Source organism: Halobellus inordinatus (assembly GCF_024498335.1).
GTDB lineage: Archaea > Halobacteriota > Halobacteria > Halobacteriales > Haloferacaceae > Haloquadratum > Haloquadratum inordinatus.
On the sequence record NZ_CP101825.1, the window covers coordinates 2400526 to 2414654 of the forward strand.

19 protein-coding genes and 1 pseudogene are annotated in these 14129 nt (G+C 66.9%); 14 read left to right on the top strand and 6 right to left on the bottom strand.

From position 1 onward, the window contains the following. The first annotated feature begins 9 nt into the window (after positions 1-9). The 4 genes from rpl12p (at position 10) to NO362_RS12240 (ending at position 2309) form a co-directional block, all read left to right on the top strand. Positions 10-348: a 50S ribosomal protein P1 gene (gene rpl12p / locus NO362_RS12225; protein ID WP_256545493.1), complete on the top strand. Its 339-nt coding sequence runs from the start codon at positions 10-12 to the stop codon at positions 346-348. Positions 349-536: 188 nt separating this feature from the next. Further along, positions 537-1814 carry a tripartite tricarboxylate transporter permease gene (locus tag NO362_RS12230; protein ID WP_256545494.1) on the top strand — a complete coding sequence of 426 codons (1278 nt, stop codon included), beginning with the start codon at positions 537-539 and terminating at the stop codon, positions 1812-1814. A 45-nt stretch (positions 1815-1859) separates the two neighbouring features. Beyond that, complete coding sequence (locus NO362_RS12235) at positions 1860-2039, top strand: HVO_2753 family zinc finger protein (protein WP_081927459.1); 180 nt, start codon at positions 1860-1862, stop codon at positions 2037-2039. 3 nt (positions 2040-2042) lie between these two features. After that, the gene (locus tag NO362_RS12240) at positions 2043-2309 is read left to right on the top strand and encodes an elongation factor 1-beta (RefSeq protein ID WP_256289676.1); all 267 of its coding nucleotides are present in this window, start codon (positions 2043-2045) and stop codon (positions 2307-2309) included. A 15-nt stretch (positions 2310-2324) separates the two neighbouring features. Here the strand turns inward: NO362_RS12240 and NO362_RS12245 are convergent, their stop codons facing one another. Then, entirely contained in the window at positions 2325-2609 is a 285-nt protein-coding gene (locus NO362_RS12245) for a glycine zipper domain-containing protein (RefSeq protein WP_256545495.1), read from the bottom strand. Between the two features lie 148 nt (positions 2610-2757). On the opposite strand from NO362_RS12245, the gene NO362_RS12250 reads away from it, so the two are divergent. The 8 genes from NO362_RS12250 to NO362_RS12285 all read left to right on the top strand — a co-directional run bounded on the left by NO362_RS12250 (position 2758) and on the right by NO362_RS12285 (position 9205). Then, the gene (locus tag NO362_RS12250) at positions 2758-3048 is read left to right on the top strand and encodes a 50S ribosomal protein L21e (RefSeq protein WP_121569383.1); all 291 of its coding nucleotides are present in this window, start codon (positions 2758-2760) and stop codon (positions 3046-3048) included. 12 nt (positions 3049-3060) lie between these two features. Beyond that, a complete protein-coding gene (locus NO362_RS12255; protein ID WP_121569384.1) occupies positions 3061-3417 on the top strand; it encodes an RNA polymerase Rpb4 family protein in 357 nt (118 codons plus the stop codon). Between the two features lie 64 nt (positions 3418-3481). Next, complete coding sequence (locus NO362_RS12260; RefSeq protein ID WP_439331155.1) at positions 3482-4126, top strand: DUF655 domain-containing protein; 645 nt, start codon at positions 3482-3484, stop codon at positions 4124-4126. A gap of 185 nt (positions 4127-4311) precedes the next feature. Next, positions 4312-5178: a 16S ribosomal RNA methyltransferase A gene (locus NO362_RS12265; RefSeq protein WP_256545496.1), complete on the top strand. Its 867-nt coding sequence runs from the start codon at positions 4312-4314 to the stop codon at positions 5176-5178. Positions 5179-5188: 10 nt separating this feature from the next. Continuing rightward, positions 5189-6385, top strand: coding sequence for a mechanosensitive ion channel family protein (locus tag NO362_RS12270; RefSeq protein WP_439331156.1), 1197 nt, complete (start codon positions 5189-5191; stop codon positions 6383-6385). Between the two features lie 38 nt (positions 6386-6423). Then, on the top strand, positions 6424-7071 hold the full coding sequence (locus NO362_RS12275; protein ID WP_439331173.1) for a HemK2/MTQ2 family protein methyltransferase: 648 nt from the start codon (positions 6424-6426) through the stop codon (positions 7069-7071). Positions 7072-7130: 59 nt separating this feature from the next. Beyond that, the gene (locus NO362_RS12280; RefSeq protein ID WP_256545499.1) at positions 7131-8144 is read left to right on the top strand and encodes a 5-methyltetrahydropteroyltriglutamate--homocysteine methyltransferase; all 1014 of its coding nucleotides are present in this window, start codon (positions 7131-7133) and stop codon (positions 8142-8144) included. Further along, entirely contained in the window at positions 8141-9205 is a 1065-nt protein-coding gene (locus tag NO362_RS12285; RefSeq protein ID WP_256545500.1) for a methionine synthase, read from the top strand. The genes NO362_RS12280 and NO362_RS12285 overlap by 4 nt, the downstream gene beginning before the upstream one ends. 104 nt (positions 9206-9309) lie before the next feature. Here the strand turns inward: NO362_RS12285 and NO362_RS12290 are convergent, their stop codons facing one another. The 5 genes and pseudogenes from NO362_RS12290 to rpl7ae form a co-directional block, all read right to left on the bottom strand. After that, complete coding sequence (locus NO362_RS12290) at positions 9310-9591, bottom strand: DUF6199 family natural product biosynthesis protein (protein WP_256545501.1); 282 nt, start codon at positions 9589-9591, stop codon at positions 9310-9312. A 148-nt stretch (positions 9592-9739) separates the two neighbouring features. Continuing rightward, complete coding sequence (gene ndk, locus NO362_RS12295) at positions 9740-10204, bottom strand: nucleoside-diphosphate kinase (protein ID WP_121569390.1); 465 nt, start codon at positions 10202-10204, stop codon at positions 9740-9742. A gap of 5 nt (positions 10205-10209) precedes the next feature. Next, positions 10210-10392 (bottom strand): annotated as a pseudogene (locus NO362_RS12300) (50S ribosomal protein L24e); the annotation flags it as partial. A gap of 3 nt (positions 10393-10395) precedes the next feature. After that, complete coding sequence (locus NO362_RS12305) at positions 10396-10620, bottom strand: 30S ribosomal protein S28e (protein ID WP_049986948.1); 225 nt, start codon at positions 10618-10620, stop codon at positions 10396-10398. 6 nt (positions 10621-10626) lie between these two features. Next, positions 10627-10989, bottom strand: coding sequence for a 50S ribosomal protein L7Ae (gene rpl7ae, locus NO362_RS12310; RefSeq protein WP_121559418.1), 363 nt, complete (start codon positions 10987-10989; stop codon positions 10627-10629). A gap of 285 nt (positions 10990-11274) precedes the next feature. Here rpl7ae and tmcA point away from each other — a divergent pair, with 285 nt between their 5' ends. Together tmcA and NO362_RS12320 are read left to right on the top strand one after the other, a co-directional pair. Then, positions 11275-13569 carry a tRNA(Met) cytidine acetyltransferase TmcA gene (gene tmcA / locus NO362_RS12315; protein ID WP_256545502.1) on the top strand — a complete coding sequence of 765 codons (2295 nt, stop codon included), beginning with the start codon at positions 11275-11277 and terminating at the stop codon, positions 13567-13569. Between the two features lie 51 nt (positions 13570-13620). Continuing rightward, the gene (locus tag NO362_RS12320; protein ID WP_256545503.1) at positions 13621-14100 is read left to right on the top strand and encodes a DUF456 family protein; all 480 of its coding nucleotides are present in this window, start codon (positions 13621-13623) and stop codon (positions 14098-14100) included. Positions 14101-14129: the final 29 nt, after the last annotated feature.

Genomic DNA, 14129 nt, shown 5'->3' on the forward strand with positions numbered 1-14129 from the left:
TATACGACAATGGAATACGTTTACGCAGCTCTCATCCTGAACGAATCGGGCGAAGAGATCAACGAAGACAACGTCACCGCAGTTCTCGACGCCGCTGGCGTCGACGTCGAAGAGTCCCGCGTGAAGGCGCTCGTCGCCGCACTCGAGGACGTCGACATCGAGGAGGCCGTCGAGACGGCCGCCGCCGCACCCGCACCCGCTACGGGCGGCGCCGCTGGCGGCGAGCCCGCGGCCGCTGACGAGGGCGAGGAAGAGGAAGAAGCCGAAGAGGAAGCCGAGGAAGCAGCCGACGAAGAAGAAGAGGACGAAGAGGCCTCCGGCGAGGGTCTCGGCAACCTCTTCGGTTAATTCCGATACGCCCAAAGCCGACGACGCCGACCGTCCGATCCGGACGTCGCGCCGACTCGTCTTTCGATCCGATTTCTTTCGACGCTCCCGCTTGAGCGACAGCGATCCGTCGCAGTATCCAGACGTCCGTCATCAGCGCCCCGTTCGACGCGAACGTTCAAATACGAGTCCGAGACCACTCCGTCGCGATGGCGACGCCGGCAACGATACTCGCGTACGCGTGTCTGGGCGTGGGACTCGGCACGCTCACCGGGCTCGTCCCGGGACTCCACGTCAACAGCGTCGCGTTCGTCCTCGTCGGCGTCGCACCGAGCATCGACGGACCGCCGGCCGCCGTCGGCGCGGCGGTTCTCGCGGCCGGCGTCGTGCACACGTTCCTCTCGGTCGTTCCCGGACTCGTGCTCGGCGTCCCGGACGCCGCGACCGCACCGGGAGCGCTCCCCGGACACCGACTCGTGCTGGCCGGTCGCGGCCGCGAGGCGATCCGGCTCTCCGCGCTCGGGAGCGGTATCGCGCTCCTCGTCGCTGTCGGGGTCGCGCTTCCGCTGTCGCACGTCGTCGCCGGCGGCCGCGAGTGGTTGCTCGCCGCTCTCCCAGTGCTACTCGCGGGCGTCACTGCGCTGCTCGTCCTCGCCGAGCCGACGCGTCGGAGTCGGCTGGGTGCCCTCCTCTGTGTGGCACTCGCAACCGGACTGGGACTTCTGACGCTCGATCTCCCCGTGTCGGGGCCGCTGTCACCCGACGGAGCGGCGTCGATGCTCGCTCCGCTGTTCAGCGGATTGTTCGGCGCGCCGGTGCTACTGGACGCGCTGGACGCGCACGGGTCGATCCCGCCACAGGACGGCGTGACGCTCGGACTATCGCGGCTCGAAGCACTCCGGGCCGGCCTCGCGGGCGTCGGCGGGGGCGCGCTCGTCGGATATCTCCCCGGCGTCTCCGCGGGTGTCGCAGCAGTCCTCGCCCTCGGTGGTTCCGGAGGGAGCGGGCCGGCGGGCCGCGGCTCGGATCGGGCGTACGTCGTCGCCACGAGCGGTGCCGACACGGCGACAGCTGTATTCGCGGTCGCGTCGCTGGCCGTCCTCGGCGCGCCGCGGAGCGGCGTCACCGTCGCGCTCACCTCGCTCGGCGTGGCGGGGCGGACGACGGCGACGAGTACGGGCGAAGCCGCGAGCGTCCCGTTCGGCCTCCTCGATATGCTGGTCGTGATCGCGCTGGCCGCGAGCCTCGGGATTGTGGTCCTCGTCACTCTCGGTGATCGGTATCTCCGTCTCGTGCGCGTGCTCCCGCGACGGCCGCTCGTCGTCGCCGTGCTCGGGCTGCTCGTCGCGCTGGCGTTCGGGTTCGGTGGCGTCCTCGGGGACGCGGTGTTCTGTCTCGCAGCGCTCGTCGGATTGATACCGCCGCGCGTCGGCGCGCGACGCGTGCACCTGATGAACGTGCTCCTCGGCCCGATCGTTCTCGGATGAGCGGGAAAGACAACCGTTAAAAGTCGCGGACGGGTGCTGTAGTGTATGAGCCAGTCCGAGCAGCGACACGCCCGGCAGTGCGTGTCCTGTGGCATCAACATCTCCGGCATGAGCGCGGCAACGTTCAACTGTCCGGACTGTGGCCACGAGATCTCGCGGTGTGCGAAGTGCCGAAAGCAGAGCAACCTCTATGAATGCCCCGACTGTGGGTTTATGGGACCCTGAACGATGGGAAAGGTAGCCGCTAAGATCAAGGTGATGCCGAACAGCCCCGAAATCGACCTCGACGAACTGCAGGAGCGACTCGAACAGTCGCTCCCCGAGGGCGCGAAGATCAACGGCTTCGAACGCGACGACGTCGCGTTCGGGCTGGTCGCGCTGCTCCCCACCGTGATCGTTCCCGACGACGCCGGCGGAACGGAAGCGGTCGAAGAAGCGTTCACCGACGTCGACGGCGTCGAAAGCGTCTCCGTCGAGAACGTCGGCCGAATCTAAAAGCGGCGACTGCGGTTACGCCTGCTTTCTCTCGTATCGCTGTAAGAAGAGAACACCGACCACTGGCGAGACGAGAAAGCCCAGCCCCAGCGCCACGAACAGGGGGACGGCACCGAAGTTGAGACTCGCCACGGCCGCGACGCCGAGCAGTGCTCCGAGGAGGATGCTCACGGCGACGCCCATCCCGAACTGTTCGAGACGCGAACTCGAGTCACTGTGCGACGATCCGTCGTCTCCATCGGTTAGCGCGGCATCGACCTCGTCGGGAAGCTGGCCGCCTGATGCGTATTGCTGTGCCATACCTGATATTACGACGGCCTCCGTTTTAGGTTTTGTCGGCGATTCCCAGCCTCACAGAAGCCCGTGCGATAGACCCAGAAACGGCGCGGGCTCACGAGACGGGAACGTGCGTTTTATAACCGCGTCGAAAGTACTGACTCCAACGACTATGCCGAGTTCCAACGGTCCACTTCACGGAACGCGAGGAAAGCTCTCGAACAAGCCGCGCGACCGCGGGACGTCGCCGCCGCAGCGCGCGATCCAGGAGTACGACGAAGGTCAGAAGGTCCACCTGAAGATCGACCCGAGCGTGCGCGAAGGCCGCTTCCACCCGCGCTTCAACGGACACACGGGCGAGGTCGTCGGCAAACAGGGCCGCGCGTTCAAGGTCCAGATCGTCGACGGCGGCAAAGAGAAGACCCTCATCACTCGTCCCGCTCACCTGCGCGCCCAGGAGTAACACGCTCCGCCGATGACCATCTTCAAGGAAAAAGTCGACGAGGAGTATCTGACCGTCTCAGAAGTCAAAGCACTCCTCGAGGACGTCGAAGCCGAGCGTGCCGCGGACGAGGAGCGCGAACTCCAGTACGAACTGGCTCGCGCCGTCGAACACGTGAACCGGTTCGCCCACCTCGACCCCGAGGAGTCGCGTGAACTCGTCGAGGAACTACTCGAACTGGAGAAGGTCGACGCCCCGACGGCGATCAAGATCGCGGACCTCCTCCCGCAGAGCCGGGACGAACTCCGCGCAGTGTACGCACAGGAACGGTACGCCCTGAGCGGCGAGGAACTCGACGACGTGTTGAACGTCGTCGCGAAGTACGTCTAATCCGAGCAGACGGTTCGTCGCCGTCGGCCAACTATTTAAATAGGCCGTGGGCGTACGTCATCGTATGACCACGACCGAGAGCGGAGACGCCGACGACGCGAACGAGTCGGAAGGCGGCGACGACTCCGGCGCGCAGGGCGAGACGGACGCCGCAGCGATGCGCTATGCGGTCGTTCTCGATCACCTGCCGCACGGCCGTGCCGACGACGACCGCCCCCGACACCGAAAGTCTCCTCTCGCGTACGCGCTCGGTGAGCGCGATTTCCGTCTCTTCGAACTCACGCTGAGCGACGACGCCGACATTTCGATCGGCGACCGGGTCGTGATCGGCCCGACGGAAGCCCGCGACGCCGTCGAGGGGTTCAAAGAGGTGCAGTACGGCGACATCTCGAACACGGCGAACGCCGAACTGGAGTACGCAATCGAGGAGATCGTCGACGCCAACGAGCAGCGCTTCGTCGACTTCTACAACGACGCCCAGCCGATCACGCTGCGGCTGCATCAACTGAATCTCCTGCCCGGCATCGGGAAGAAACTCCGCAACAACGTCCTCGATCAGCGCAAGCGCGGTCCCTTCGAGAGCTTCGAGGACGTCGAAGAACGGGTCTCGGGGCTCCACCGGCCGAAAGAGATCCTCGCCGAGCGGATTATGGAGGAACTCCGCGACGACGACCTGAAGTACAAGACGTTCGTCGGACGCGAATCGTAGCGCAGCGCCGTCGAGAGTCGTTCGGCGGCCGTCTACTTCCTACAGTAGCGTTTGCAAGTCTTCACGCATCGAATCGCACGCAGTCGTGCGATCGGTTGTGTAATCAGTTGCAAACGCTACTATAGTTCGAGTTGGGTAGACCACGAGCCGAGACGTTTACACGCGCCCGCCTGCAATCGACGCCAATGACAGATTCGACGCCCGACGCCGCGCCCGATCTTCGCGACCCCGACGAGTTGCGCCGTCGGGCCGGCGTGCGCGGCGACCCCGACCGCGATCAGCACTTCCTGATCGACGACCGGGTGCTCGATCGGATTCCGACGTATCTCCCCGAGGATGCGGATACGACACACATCCTCGAAATCGGCGGCGGGACCGGCGCGCTCACGGATCGCCTGCTCCGCGTCGCCGAGCGAGTCACCGTCGTCGAACGCGACCCCGCGCTCGCGGCGTTCCTCCGCGAGGAGTTCGAAGCCGACACCGAAGCCGGACGATTAGAAATCATCGAAGGCGACGCCCTGGAGGTCGAACTCCCGGAGTTCACCGCGTGCGTCGCGAATCTCCCGTACGGGATCTCCTCTGAGATCACCTTCCGACTGCTGCCGACGCAGCGCCCGCTGGTGTTGATGTTCCAGCGGGAGTTCGGCGAGCGGATGGCGGCCGAGCCCGGCACCGACGACTACGGACGGCTGTCGGTAAGCGCCCAGCACTACGCGGACGTCGAAGTCGTCGAGATCGTGCCGCCGGAGGCGTTCGACCCCGCGCCGGCCGTCGAGAGCGCGATCGTCCGCCTCCAGCCCCGAGAACCGGACTACGAAGTCACAGACGAGGCGTTCTTCTTCGACTTCGTGAAGGCGCTTTTCACCCAGCGGCGCAAGACGATCCGAAACGGCATCCGCAACACCGCGCACATCTCGGGGCTGTCCGACCCCGAGGCCGTCGTCGACGCCGTCGAAGACGTCGACGAGGACCTGCTCCGCGCCCGGGCAGGGTCGCTCTCGCCCGCGGCGTTCGCAGAACTGACCGCCATCGCCGACGAACACGGCCGCTGAGGTGTCTCACGTGGGACCCCTCCTCGCACTGCAGATCTTCTCCGACGGGGTCGGCAGTACGCTCGCGGGTCTCCCGCAACTCGTCCCGTCGACCGCCGGTCGAATCGCCGTCACGTTCGCCATCGGCGTCGCGGTGATGGCACTGCTCGCACGGACGGAGTGGCTCCACGCGATCGAGCCCGAACAGATCCCACAGACGCTGTGGCACGTCTTCGTAACGTTCGGCACGATGATCCTGGCGCTGACGGGCGGCGTCGCGATCGTCGCCGTGTGGGGGCTTTCGGTGGAACTGCTCGGCGTTTTCGGCGACAACTACGGTCCGGAGACCCTCGTCCGGATCGGCATCTCGCTGCTGTTCCTGATCGGTGCGTACACGATGACGGGGCTCGTCCGACAGCTCATCGAGGAGATCGCCGAGACGCGGTCCTCACTCGGTGAGCACGAGCGCGAGATCGCGTTCCGGATCGGGCAGGTCACGCTGTATCTCCTGGCGTTCACGATCGTGCTCTCGCTGTGGCGGGTGAACGTCGGCGGCATCCTCGTCGGGGCGGGATTCCTCGGGATCGTCGTCGGTATGGCCGCCCGACAGACGCTCGGGGCGCTCATCGCCGGGTTCGTGCTGATGTTCTCGCGCCCCTTCGAGATCGGCGATTGGATCCAGGTCGGCGAGCACGAGGGGATCGTCACCGACATCACGATCGTCAACACCCGGATCCAGACGTTCGACGGCGAGTACGTGATGATCCCCAACGACGTCGTCTCCTCAGAGAGCCTCGTCAACCGGAGCCGGAAGGGACGGCTCCGCATCGAAGTCGAGGTCGGCGTCGACTACGACGCCGATCCTGAACGGGCTGCCAAAGTCGCACAGAAGGCGGTGTCGAGGCTCGACGATCCGATGAGCGTTCCGACGCCGCAGGTCGTGCTCAAGCGACTCGGCGACTCCGCGGTCGTCCTCGGCGTCCGGTACTGGATCGACAATCCGAGCGCGCGTCGGAAGTGGCGCTCACAGACCGCGGTCATCGGCGCGGTCAAGGAAGCGCTCGAAGCCGAGGACATCAAGATCCCGTTCCCGCAGCGCGAACTCACCGGCCGGGAGGAGGCCGGCGGCTTCGTCCTCGCGGGTGACGACACGGGCGCCGAAGCAGCATCGAGCGAGGAGCAAGCGCCGCCGGCGGAAGCGGCGAGCGACGGGGGTGAGTCGTCGTGAGCGAGGAGACGAAGCAGGACCTCGCGGATCGGCGCGGGATGGAAACGAAAGTCTACCAGCCCGCAGAGGACTCCGGGCTCCTCGCCGCCGCCGTCGAAGCGCGTGGGCGCGGGCGGTTCCTGGAGGTTGGTACCGGCTCGGGGTGGGTCGCCGAACAGGCGGCCCGCGAGGTCGACGCCGTGACCGACGTTGTCGCGAGCGACCTCAGCCCGCACGCCTGTCGGGCGGCGCGTCGTAGGGCACTCGGTGACCGCGGTGGCGACGCGGACGAGAGTGAACAGTCTGCGATCGACGGCCGCGACGCCGCCACCTTCGACGTGGTGCGCGGGAACCTCGTCGAACCGTTCGCCGACGGTGCGTTCGACACAGTCGCGTTCAATCCGCCGTATCTCCCAACCGATCCCGAAAACGAGTGGGACGACTGGATGGAGCAGGCGCTCTCGGGCGGGGAGTCCGGCCGAGAACTCGTCGATCCGTTCCTCGACACCGTCGGTCGCGTCCTCGCACCCGGCGGCGTCGTCCTGTTGCTCGTGAGTTCGCTCACAGGATACGATGCTGTGATCGACCGCGCGGAAGCGTGCGGCTTCGCCCACGAGGTCGTCGTCGAGGAGTCTTATCCGTTCGAGTCGCTCTCGGTGGTCGCGCTGACACAGACGGAATCCGATTCCGCACCCGATCTCGAATAACCATCACGCATTTTCTGCTTTAGCAAATATTAAGCCGCGGCATTTCGTAGCGTCTGTCGATGACAGAACTCGTAGCGACGACGCCCGGCCTGTTCCCGCTGCCGGACTGGGCGAAGTCGGACCTATCGGACCTCAAAGGACACCAGAAAGGCGATCTGATCTCCGGCGACGAGTCCGAAGCGATCGTCTCCACGTACGAAAACGCGCGGTCGGAAGTCGTCGACGACCAACTCGACGCCGGCCTCGACCGCGCCGTCGAGGGACAGCTCCGCTGGGACGATATGATCGCACACCCCCTCACGGTCCACGACAACGTCGAGACCGGTGGCATCGTCCGCTACTACGACAACAACAACTTCTATCGCGACCCGCGCGTCGTCGACGACCTGACTCCCTCCGGTGACGTTGCGGCCGAATTAGAGCAGGCGTCCGAACTGCTCGACGACGCCGCACCGCTGCAGGCGGTTCTCCCCGGCCCGTACTCGCTCGCGGATCTGGCGACCGACGAACACTACGGCGACGCGGAGACGTTCCTCTCGGCCATCGCGGAGTTCCTCGGCGGCGAAGTCGAGGCGTTCCCCGAGCACGAGACCCTGTTCCTCTTAGAGCCTTCCCTCGTGGAGTCCGCACCCGACGACGACCTCGCGGCGGCCGTCCCCGAAGCGATCGACGCCGTCGCGGGCGCAACCGACGCCGACGTCGTCGTCCACACGTACTTCGGCGCGCTCGACGAGAAGACCTACGCGCACCTGCTGGACGCGGACGTCTCGGCGGTCGGCCTCGACGTGGTCGCCGGCGACCGCGAACAGACAGTCTACAACGCCAGCGAGTACGGCGTCACCGACGACGTCGCGCTCGGCCTCTCGGACGGACAGAACACGCTCGTCGAATCGCCCGAGACGCTCCGCGAACGCGTCGAGTGGTTCGAAGAGCAGCTTCCTGCGACCGACTTCGAGACCGTGTATCTGAGTACGAACACCGAGCCGTTCTATCTACCCGTGAACAAACACCAAGAGAAGCTCGCCGCCCTCGCTGCGGCCGCCGACCTCGACGCGGAGGTGACTGCGGAATGACGCGTCACGCCGACAACCGCGAGCAGTTCCGCCCGGACGACCACGACGCCGATCACTTCCTCCTGACGACTGTCGTCGGGAGCTACCCCAAACCGAAGTGGCTCAACCGCGTGCGCGAACTCTCTGAGGACCCCGAATCGAAGTTCGACGCGGAGGACCTCGACGAAGCGCACGACGACGCGGCCCGCCTCATCACCGAGGAACACGAACGAGCTGGCCTCGACACCGTCGTCGACGGCGAGATGCGCCGCGAGGAGATGGTCGAGTACTTCGCCCACCGGATCCCCGGCTACGAGTTCAACGGCCCGGTGAAGGTGTGGGGCCACAACTACTTCGACAAACCCTCGGTCGTCTCGGCGGTCGAGTACGACGAACCGTGGCTCGTCGACGAGTTCGAGTTCACCTCGAACGTCGCCACGAAGCCGGTGAAGGTTCCGATCACGGGGCCGTACACGCTCGCCCGCTGGTCGTTCAACGAGGCCTACGAGGACGAGGAAGCGCTCGCGTACGACCTCGCGGACCTCGTCAACGAGGAGATCGAACAACTGGTCGACGCCGGCGCGCGCTACATCCAGATCGACGAACCCGCGCTGGCGACGACGCCGGACGACCACGCGATCGTCGGCGAGTCGCTCGAACGCATCGTCGACGGCATCTCCGAGGACGTCCGAATCGGGCTGCACGTCTGCTACGGCGACTACTCGCGGATCTACCCCGAGATCAACGACTTCCCGATCGACGAGTTCGACGTCGAACTCTGTAACGACGGCTACGAGCAGATCGACGTGTTCCAGGAGCCGGCGTTCGAGCCGGATCTCGCACTCGGCGTCGTCGACGTTCACGACGCGGAGGTCGAGTCCGTCGAGGAGATCAAGCGCAACATCAAACAGGGACTGAAGGTCGTCCCGCCGGAGCGACTCACCATCTCGCCGGACTGCGGCGTGAAGCTCCTGCCGCGTGAGGTCGCCTACCAGAAGATCGAGAATATGGTCCAGGCCGCCCGCGAAGTCGAGGCCGAACTCGACGCCGGCGAAATCGACGTGACCGCGCCGCAGGCGTAATCACAGCGGCTCTGTTCGACGTTTTTCTTGCCACAGCGCGTCTACTGATTGCCCGGAGTGCCGGCTTCGAGACGATACAAACTCGCGATAGCGCTGGGACGGCGTTACTCGGCGTCTTCGGCGTCCGCGGCGTCCTCGTCGCTATCGCTACCGCACGTAGAGCCGTATTCGAGCGCGAGGACGACGCCGCCGGCGAGCGCCGAGAGCGCCGACTGTGCGCGCGTCGCCGAGACGTACCACTCGGAGGGTTCGAGATCTTCGGGGTTCTCGTAGCCCACGAGGACGAACCGCTCGGCGAGGTCGAGGACGCGGCGCGGGAACAGCGCCCCCACGAGGCCGAAGATCATCGTCGATGCCGCCATCAGTTTCGTACACGTACTACGCATATCCGCGGCTAGGAACTGGTGAAAAAAGAGGGACGCGGTCGCTCCCAGTCGGTGAGAGCCGCGCGGGGCTGTCGGGCGGGGCCGATCGCGACGCGCCGCTGGCGAGCGCAGAAAGCGAGAGCGAGAGAGAAAGACGCGTGTGGCCGCGTTATTCGTACAGCCAGGCCGCGTCGATCCGCTCGTAGTCGAGCAGTTCGTCCTCGTCGAAGAAGAGGTCGATCTCGCGTTCGTTCGCACCCTCGTCCTCGTGGTCCGAGGCGTGGATGACGTTGCGACCGAGGTCGAGGCCGAAGTCGCCGCGGATCGTACCGGGGTCGGACTCGGCGGGGTCGGTCTCGCCGACCATCGATCGGACCTGACGGGTCGCGTCCGCGCCTTCCCAGACCATCGCGAAGACCGGACCGGAGGTGATGAACTCGACGAGGTCGTCGAAGAACGGCTTGTCCTCGTGTTCACCGTAGTGGTCGTGTGCGAGGTCCTGGTCGATCTGGATGAACTTCCCGCCGACGAGCTTCAGACCGCGCTCTTCGAAGCGGGAGACGATCTCCCCGATCAGCCCGCGCTGGACGCCGTCGGGCTTGACCATCACGAAGGTGCGCTCGTCGTTGCTCACTGTTCGCCCTCGGCGGCGCTACCTGCTTCGGTCCACTCCAGATCGCGGGGCTCGCGACCGAGACGGTAGTTCTTCTCGGCCTTCGAGTCCACGAAGTGGAGGATCGTTCCGTCGTTTTTCACGAGCATCGTGCCCGTGCCGGGTTCGATCTCCTCGCCGGTGTAATCACACGTACGGGTTTCGACCATTGGTTATCGACCTCCGATGGAGTCGGCGTCGCGCTGCGTCTCGCGGAGCTGCAGGATGTCGCCCTCTCGGACGGGACCCAGGACGTTTCGGGTGATGATGCGGCCCTGGTTCGAGCCCTCGCGGATGCGGCACTTGACCTGCATGGCCTCGCCGTGCATCCCTGTCTTGCCAACGATCTCGATGACCTCCGCGGACGTCGAGTCGCTGGCGGTCTCTTCTGCGCTCATCGTCGCTTACCGCAGTTCCTCGACCTTCGCGGCGATGTCTTCGACCTGACTCTGGGACTCGCCCGCGTCGACGATGGCGGCGGCGGCCGAGCCGACTTCGAGGCCGGCGGCCTGACCGACTTCATCCTGCGTCTCGATGAAGACGTAGGGGATGCCCTTCTCGTCTGCGAGTTCGGGCAGGTGCATCACGATCTCTTCGGGCGAGACGTCCTCGGCGACGAAGACGAGCTCGGCGGTGCCGCGCTCGACGGCTTTGGTCGTCTCGTTGGTTCCTTTCTTTACTGTACCGGTATCTCGGGCGACCTCGAGGGCCTCGAGGGCGTCCTCTGCGAGGTCGGCTGGGACGTCGAATTCTACGTAAACTGGCATTGGTTGTTCACCTCTCCTGCTCGCGGGCTCGACTGCCCCGCCGGCGAGTGCCGAGGACAACGGTCCTCGAAAGCGGATTTCCCTGACGGCGAGGAGCATCATCAACCCCGGGCAGGCTGTACACCTGGATAACTCGGGATGCCATAAAAGCGCTTTCAATGGCGTCCTGCCGTGGCACGCCGCCACACGCGGTCCCCCGATTGGCGAGAGCCCGTTCGACTCGATGCGACTCGTCCCGCCGCGACCGAGCGCAATTCCCTTACTCACGCGTCCCAATTCCGGGATATGAACGTTGCCGCCCTCGCCGCGGACCTCCGCGCGGCAGCGCGTCGGACCGGCCACCGACGCCTCCTCGTCCTCGCGGGCGATCGGGACGCCGGCATCGACGCCGCCTACGACGCCGTCGAGGGGGCCGAGATCCCTCCGTCGGAGACGACCATCGTCACAGCGCGGGAGGGGTTCAAATTCGACCGCGTGGACCCGAAGCAGGCGCGTGAACTCCTCGGGACGACGCGGACGGCCGTCGTCTGTGACGCCCACGAGTCGTTCTCGCCGAACGTCCTCGGACGGCTCGTCGGCACTGTCGACGGCGGCGGCCTCTTTATCCTCCTCGCGCCGCCGCTCGACGCCTGGCCAGCGCGGCCGGGCTCGTTCGAGTCGTCGCTCGCAGTGCCACCGTACGACGTCGACGACGTCGGCGGACGATTCCGCGAACGTCTCGTCGCGACGCTCCGCGATCACCCGGGGGTCGCGATCGTCGACGTCGACGCCGGAACGATCGAACGCCGCGGCGCGGCCGACGACGACGCGCCGATCCGCTCGTCTCCGACGCCGCCGCGGGCCGGGACCCGCGTATTCCCGCCGGCGGCCTACGAGGCCTGTGTGACCACAGACCAGTCACGCGCACTCCACGCGCTGGAGGCATTAGCGCGGCGTGAAACAGACGAGAAGCAGGCCGTCGTCGTCGAAGCCGACCGCGGTCGTGGGAAATCGAGCGCGGCGGGCCTCGCGGGGGCGTCGCTCGCGGCGGCCGGACGCGACGTCCTCGTCACGGCGCCGGACCGGCGGAACGCCGCCGACGTGTTCGCGCGGGCGCGAGAACTGTTCGCAGATCTCGATCTGCTCGCGTCCGAGGACGACTGGGATCTCCGAACGACGAACGGCGGTCGCGTTCGCTTCCGCTCGCCGGCTGAGGCGGCGACGCTCCCGGACGATCCCGACGTCGTCCTCGTCGACGAGGCCGCCGCGATCCCCGTCAGGCTTCTCTCGGCGTTCCTCGACGCGCCCTCGGTGGCGTTCTTCACGACCGTCCACGGATACGAAGGGGCCGGTCGGGGCTTCTCGGTGCGGTTCCGCGAGCAGTTGACCGCGGCCGACCACGACGTCGTCGACGTGTCACTCGGTGAGCCGATCCGATACGCGCCGAACGATCCCCTCGAGACGTGGGCGTTCCGCGCGCTGCTCTTGGACGCCCGCCCGCCGGTCGACGGGCTCGTCGCCGACGCGTCGCCCTCGTCGGTCACTTATCGGACACTCACGGCGGACGAACTCGCCGCCGACGAGCACCTGCTTCGGGAAGTGTTCGGGCTGCTCGTGCTCGCACACTACCGGACCGAGCCGGACGACCTCGCGCGCCTCCTGGACGCGCCGAACCTCCGGGTTCGCGTCCTCGAACACGCGGGACACGTCGTCAGCGTCGCGCTGCTCGCGCGGGAGGGCGGCCTCGATGCGGAGACGCGCCGTGCGATGTACGAGGGCGAGCGCGTCCGCGGGAATATGCTGCCGGACGTGTTCACGAGCCAACTCCGCGACGAGGACGCCGGCGTGGCCGTCGGCCACCGCGTCGTTCGGATCGCGACTCACCACGCCGCGCGCTCGCGGGGACTCGGCTCGACGCTGCTGGCGGAGATCCGCGCCGAGTTCGAGAGTGCGGCGGACTACCTGGGCGTCGGCTACGGCGCGACACCGGAGCTGCTCTCCTTTTGGGCCGAGAACGGCTACGAGACGGTTCACCTCTCGACGACGCGAAACACGTCCAGCGGAGAGTACTCCGCGCTGATGCTCGACCCGCTTTCGGACGCGGGCAGCGCGCTCTGTGACCGTCACGCGAGGTGGTTCCGCGATCGGGTGCCCGACGTGCTCGTCGACCAACTCCGTGATGCCGACCCCGACGTCGTCCGGGGGACGCTCGCGGCCTGCTCGGTGGACGAGGAAGTCGGCCGAGGCACACCCGATCTCTCGGATCGCGAGTGGCGCGTCGTCGTCGGGGCCGCGTCGGGGCCCGGACAGTACGCCACTGCACCGGGGGCGTTCCGTCGGCTCGCGCTTCACGCACTCGTCGGTGGAGTGGCCGACGACGACGGCGGACAGGCGGCTCGAACGCTGACCTCCCGAGAAGAGCGCCTGCTCGTCCGGAAAGTGTTGCAGGCCCAGCCCTGGGAAGTCGTCGCCGACGAGCTCGAATACGTCTCGACGCGTCAGTGTATGCGGGCGTTCGGCGCGGCCTGTGAGGCGCTCGTGGATCGATACGGGGCTGGCATCGACGTCGTCGAGGCCGAGCGCGCGCGGTTCGAGGACTAGCGTTCCCGCTCGATCCGCCGCGTTCATCACCGTCGGCGACGACGTCTCCGTATGGAGCCGCTCACTTGGCTCGCGCTCGGCCTCGTCGCCCTCGGCGTCCTCGGCGCCGTGCTGCCGCTCGTTCCCGGCGGATTGCTCTCCGTCGTCGGCGTCCTCGTCTACTGGTGGTCGACCGGCTACGCGGAGCCGTCAGTCCTCCTCGTGGCCGTCCTGGTCGGCGTCGGTCTGCTCACGATGCTCGTCGACTACTTCGGCGGGGCGATCGCCGCGCGGGCCGGCGGGGCTTCGGCTCTCACGACGGCGGCGGCGGTGCTCGTCGGCCTCGTACTCCTCCTCGTCGCCGGCCCGATCGGGTTCGTGCTCGGGCTCGCAGCGACCGTCTTCGCCGTCGAGTTCGCCCAGCACGCCGACGCCGAGGCGGGACTCCGCGTGGCGCTGTACTCGACCGTCGGCGTGCTCGCCTCGACCGTCGTGCAGGTCGCGTTGACCGGCGCGGTCTTCGTCGCGCTCGCGCTCGTCGTCTTGCTTTGAGTTGCGCGCTACGACGACTTCGGGCCGGC

Bases quoted from the DNA above. Each gene is read 5' to 3' on its own strand.
- NO362_RS12235 (WP_081927459.1), top strand. From the start codon at position 1,860: ATGAGCCAGTCCGAGCAGCGACACGCCCGGCAGTGCGTGTCCTGTGGC.
- NO362_RS12265 (WP_256545496.1), top strand. From the start codon at position 4,312: ATGACAGATTCGACGCCCGACGCCGCGCCCGATCTTCGCGACCCCGAC.
- NO362_RS12320 (WP_256545503.1), top strand. From the start codon at position 13,621: ATGGAGCCGCTCACTTGGCTCGCGCTCGGCCTCGTCGCCCTCGGCGTC.
- NO362_RS12230 (WP_256545494.1), top strand. From the start codon at position 537: ATGGCGACGCCGGCAACGATACTCGCGTACGCGTGTCTGGGCGTGGGA.
- rpl12p (WP_256545493.1), top strand. From the start codon at position 10: ATGGAATACGTTTACGCAGCTCTCATCCTGAACGAATCGGGCGAAGAG.
- NO362_RS12245 (WP_256545495.1), bottom strand. From the start codon at position 2,609: ATGGCACAGCAATACGCATCAGGCGGCCAGCTTCCCGACGAGGTCGAT.
- rpl7ae (WP_121559418.1), bottom strand. From the start codon at position 10,989: ATGCCAGTTTACGTAGAATTCGACGTCCCAGCCGACCTCGCAGAGGAC.
- NO362_RS12285 (WP_256545500.1), top strand. From the start codon at position 8,141: ATGACGCGTCACGCCGACAACCGCGAGCAGTTCCGCCCGGACGACCAC.
- NO362_RS12275 (WP_439331173.1), top strand. From the start codon at position 6,424: ATGGAAACGAAAGTCTACCAGCCCGCAGAGGACTCCGGGCTCCTCGCC.
- NO362_RS12255 (WP_121569384.1), top strand. From the start codon at position 3,061: ATGACCATCTTCAAGGAAAAAGTCGACGAGGAGTATCTGACCGTCTCA.
- NO362_RS12250 (WP_121569383.1), top strand. From the start codon at position 2,758: ATGCCGAGTTCCAACGGTCCACTTCACGGAACGCGAGGAAAGCTCTCG.
- NO362_RS12260 (WP_439331155.1), top strand. From the start codon at position 3,482: ATGACCACGACCGAGAGCGGAGACGCCGACGACGCGAACGAGTCGGAA.
- NO362_RS12290 (WP_256545501.1), bottom strand. From the start codon at position 9,591: ATGCGTAGTACGTGTACGAAACTGATGGCGGCATCGACGATGATCTTC.
- tmcA (WP_256545502.1), top strand. From the start codon at position 11,275: ATGAACGTTGCCGCCCTCGCCGCGGACCTCCGCGCGGCAGCGCGTCGG.
- NO362_RS12240 (WP_256289676.1), top strand. From the start codon at position 2,043: ATGGGAAAGGTAGCCGCTAAGATCAAGGTGATGCCGAACAGCCCCGAA.
- NO362_RS12280 (WP_256545499.1), top strand. From the start codon at position 7,131: ATGACAGAACTCGTAGCGACGACGCCCGGCCTGTTCCCGCTGCCGGAC.
- NO362_RS12305 (WP_049986948.1), bottom strand. From the start codon at position 10,620: ATGAGCGCAGAAGAGACCGCCAGCGACTCGACGTCCGCGGAGGTCATC.